General features: G+C 37.3%; 1 protein-coding gene and 1 pseudogene (1 of these 2 cut by a window edge). Both read right to left on the bottom strand.

All coding sequences use genetic code 11. The annotated features are described in order from the left end of the window. Positions 1–2,336 (bottom strand): annotated as a pseudogene (locus tag FVQ77_14145) (hypothetical protein) (it extends 2,836 nt beyond the left edge of the window). A gap of 124 nt (positions 2,337–2,460) precedes the next feature. Beyond that, positions 2,461–3,684, bottom strand: coding sequence for a trypsin-like serine protease (locus tag FVQ77_14140; protein ID MBW8051450.1), 1,224 nt, complete (start codon positions 3,682–3,684; stop codon positions 2,461–2,463). Positions 3,685–3,997: the final 313 nt, after the last annotated feature.

Below are 3,997 nucleotides of genomic sequence, written 5' to 3'. Positions count from 1 at the left end.
GGTTCGCTAAAAGTAAGCTGAATAGAGGTATTTGACAGGGCAATCACACCCAACAAATCAGGTGGCTGAGTATCAGGTAAAGTATCAAAGACAGAGTTTTGTGTACCCGGTGTGCCACCTTTGGGATTATTTGAAGCAGTCCAGTTATTTAAAAAGCTGCAGGGATGGTAGGGATTGATCAATTCCAATGTCCAGCCGCCATCGTCTTTGGCAGGGTCGTTGTACCAGCTATCTGAATAAACTACAATATCTATTATACTTCCCCCATCATCTGTTAGTGTTAAGCTGTCTCCCCCATTCGTAAGAGCAGTCATGGAAGGGATACCAATTATAGTACCAAAAGGGCTATAATTGGCAGTGTCATTTTCATCACATAAGATTATGTATTTATTTGGAAATAAAAAATGTGATGGTAATATTTTACTCGTAGTGCTGTTTACAAATTGCCATCCCCGCAGATCAAATATTTTATTGCTTCTATTGAATATTTCTACAAATTCAATTTCAGGCAGTCCGACAACAGGTGTCGGATCGGCAAAAATTTCATTGATGATTACATCGAATTTGCCGGCAAGAGGTGAAATTAGAAATTGAGCGCTATCATTTGTACTTATTAAATTTCCCGGGCAATCTGTTACATTGTTTACCGTAATGGTGTAAACTATTCCTGTATCAATAGCCGGGCTAAGCGTCAGGATCACATCAGTAAAATTGGGTGCAACGGGTTGAATAGTTGATACTGTTAGTGGAGGAGTAAAAGTATATGTTCCTGATGCGAGGCTATTACTATCCATGGGTTCACTAAAAGTAAGTACCACAATAGTATTAGTTGAATCAAATACACTAACCAGATCTGGCGATAAGGTATCGGGTAAAGTATCAAAGACAGCGTTTTGTTTTCCGGGAGTTCCACCTAAAGGGTCATTTGATGCAGTCCAGTTATTGGCTTTGCTGCAATCATTAAAAGGATTGATCAATTCAAGTGACCAACCTCCACCGTCTTTGGTGGGGTCGTTATACCAGGATATATCATAGTTTACTGCATCAAGAAGTAAGGAGGAAGGTTCTTTTAAAGTAAGATTATCGCCCGAATTATTCAAGGTTGGGAATGAACTCAAGCCGATTATGTTACCTGTAAAATTTGCTGTATCTGCTATTGGACAAAGGATAACATAATCTCCGGGATTAAGAATTAAACTGCTTAAAGTGCCTGTAGTAGTCGGATCACTAAAAGTCCAGCTATTTAGGTTAAAAATTTTAGAACTCCGGTTGTAGAGTTCTACAAATTCTATTAATGGAAGACCAACCTGAGGAGACGGATCAGCAAATATTTCATTGATCACGACATCTCTATATAGAGCAGTATCAGGCACACAATAGACAAAATCACTAGTTTCAGGTATTATTATTGGATTGCCTAAAAGATCTTGAACGTTGTTGATGGTAAGCGTATTTGTAATACAATTGCCAAAAGCTGTATCAAAAATTAAATGAACTATGGTGGAGTCTGTACTATCCCGGAGCGCTGATATCGGGTTTCCAATGCCATTATTTACCGAATAATTTATTTCTATTTCAGCAGTTGTTTTGTTTACAAATTCACTAAATTGTATATCTAATGTTGTATCTGAGAGAACTATGAGTGATGAGATAGCAGGAGGTATGGTATCAGGAGGGATTGGAGCTACATTGAAATCATCAAAAAAATATTTATAAAAAGAGGTTGAAGTTGATTGTATTGCTAAAACTCCAAAAAAATTGCTGCTTTTATAAGTAGTATCAAACACGGTACCCTCAACGCTATAAATTCCTGTAGTATCCAGATCAATTTCCAACTTCCAGGTACCTATTGAGTCACGAGTTATTTTTACATTCAATGGATTATCACTGGCATTGTTAATAGTTGCATCAGTACCGTTAATAATGATAAAAGATGAACCGGTGTCTTTACGATATAAGCTAACCTCATCAGCAGTATTGCCTATTCTAACAAAATAACCGCTATTGTTTCCTTTGAGGTTTGATGAATCGGATACTAAAAAAACATCGGCATATCTTGCCCCACTAGTAGCTAATTTTAAATTACAATAAAACTCCCATTGAGTGTTTTGAATAACAGATGATGCAGTACTTAGATAGAAACCAGAGTTTATAGTAGAACTATTTGAACGCAACTCGCCACCAATAACGGTCCAAACTGTGTCGTCTCCGCTCCACACAGGATTACTCGTAAAATTCCCATCCGAAAAGTCATCCGTGAACTGGGCAATGGCAGGAAATTGGTTGAGTGTAACGTAAAACACCAGGTATCCCAATACAGATATCAATTGTTTCATATACACAAATTTATAAATTAATTATGAGCAATATTTTAATCTTTCTACAATTAAAAAGTTTTCCCACAAAGCTACTACATCATTTCTACTATCCAAAAAGTTAAAATTAATAATCGTTTGAACATTAATTGACGACAATTTTAGTAGTACCTATTATTGATTTACTATCATAAACCAATACAGTATAGAGTCCACTTTCCAGGTTACCTTTTTGAAGTTCATACTCACAGCAGTTGATTAGGCTTTCCCGCATAACCAGCAGCCCTGAAATGTCATATAGGTCAATGGAGAATGCACTATTGTTTCCTCGTACCGCTGTGTCGAGTGTCAATACTGCTGTTTGATTCATTGGATTTGGAAAGACATTTACCAGACTGAACTTGGTAATTGAAAGATCAGGGACACTAACTAATGTGGAGGCGTGATCCATCATTTTCTGAATTTCCCAAACTCTATTCTTTGTGAAAAGATCGTTCGTAGTAGAGAAAACATAGATTCCGTACATTAGGTATTTGTTTCCATCAACATAAAAAAAGCAACTTCCACTTTGTCCCGTAATACCAGGTACTCCATTATTAAATTCACCCCAGAAAAAATTAGTTACCACAATTCCATAATTGTAGAACATATCTTTTCCATTATATCCTGAAGTTGCAGGATATCCGAAATTGTAGGAAACCATAGTACTGTTTAATATTGAATCATTTTGATGGTAGCTAAGTCCCATCCACCCGATTGAACTACCTACCGGATCTTCTAAAACCAGTAAAGCATAATCATTTGGGAAGTCTAAGCTATTATTGTAGAATTTTTTTAAAATAATTATGTGCGTCACTTTGATTTTCCCAATCAGGTTCTGGGGAAACCCATTGACGTGGGAAGGTGAAACATAGAGACCTTTCCCACCCTTCCAAATAAATTCATCAAAGGAGTTCACGGTACCAATACAGTGGCCGGCTGTCAAAGCTATGTTACTAGAAATTAATGTTCCAGAGCATGATGCTCCTTGTTCCACAATAGAGTCCGACCATACAAGTGCTAAATTCGTTCTAACTGGGTATGACAACAAATTGTAATCATTCTCTGCCAGAGCTAAGGGCGTAAAAGGAACGGAGGCCGAATCTGTTAAGAGCTGGGTAATATTACCCATACTTCCCACATTGCCCAAAATTTCTCCATACGTGCTAGTGGAGTCTGAATCACATGGAATTACCACAAATTGTTCGGTGCTGTCAGCTACCGTATATATTACGATCGTGTCACATTGAGAATAAGCACAGGTCGTAATCACACTGAGTATCAATGCAGACAAGAGTAATTTAAGTATATGAAAGTCTTTTAAGGTCATCTTTCTCTTAAGTCACGTACCAAATGTTGCCTAACGGCAGGCAGGCGAAGTTATATTCTTAATAATGGTGAAAATATTTTAAGCGTAATTTAGGGATTTAATTCCCCAAAGTACGCCAATTTTTTTTAAATACAAACCAATCTTACTAATATAAGAATTATTTATGTAATTTTACCTCCACACGAATCAGTCGGCAGTCCACAGCCTGCAAAGCCGACTGCCGACTGCCGATTGAGGACTGCCGACTGATTAGTTACATTTACCTTTTTTTTATTTATGAAATTCGCATTGATAGGAGCCACCGGCTTAGTAG

It is taken from the genome of Cytophagales bacterium, assembly GCA_019456305.1.
In the GTDB taxonomy this organism is placed as follows: Bacteria; Bacteroidota; Bacteroidia; order Cytophagales; family VRUD01; genus VRUD01.
Note: the sequence above shows the minus strand (reverse complement) of the source record. Positions and strands in the feature narration are given on the sequence as shown.

What these genes read in the sequence shown, in the direction of transcription:
- FVQ77_14140 (MBW8051450.1), bottom strand. Translation starts at nt 3,684, where the DNA reads ATGACCTTAAAAGACTTTCATATACTTAAATTACTCTTGTCTGCATTG.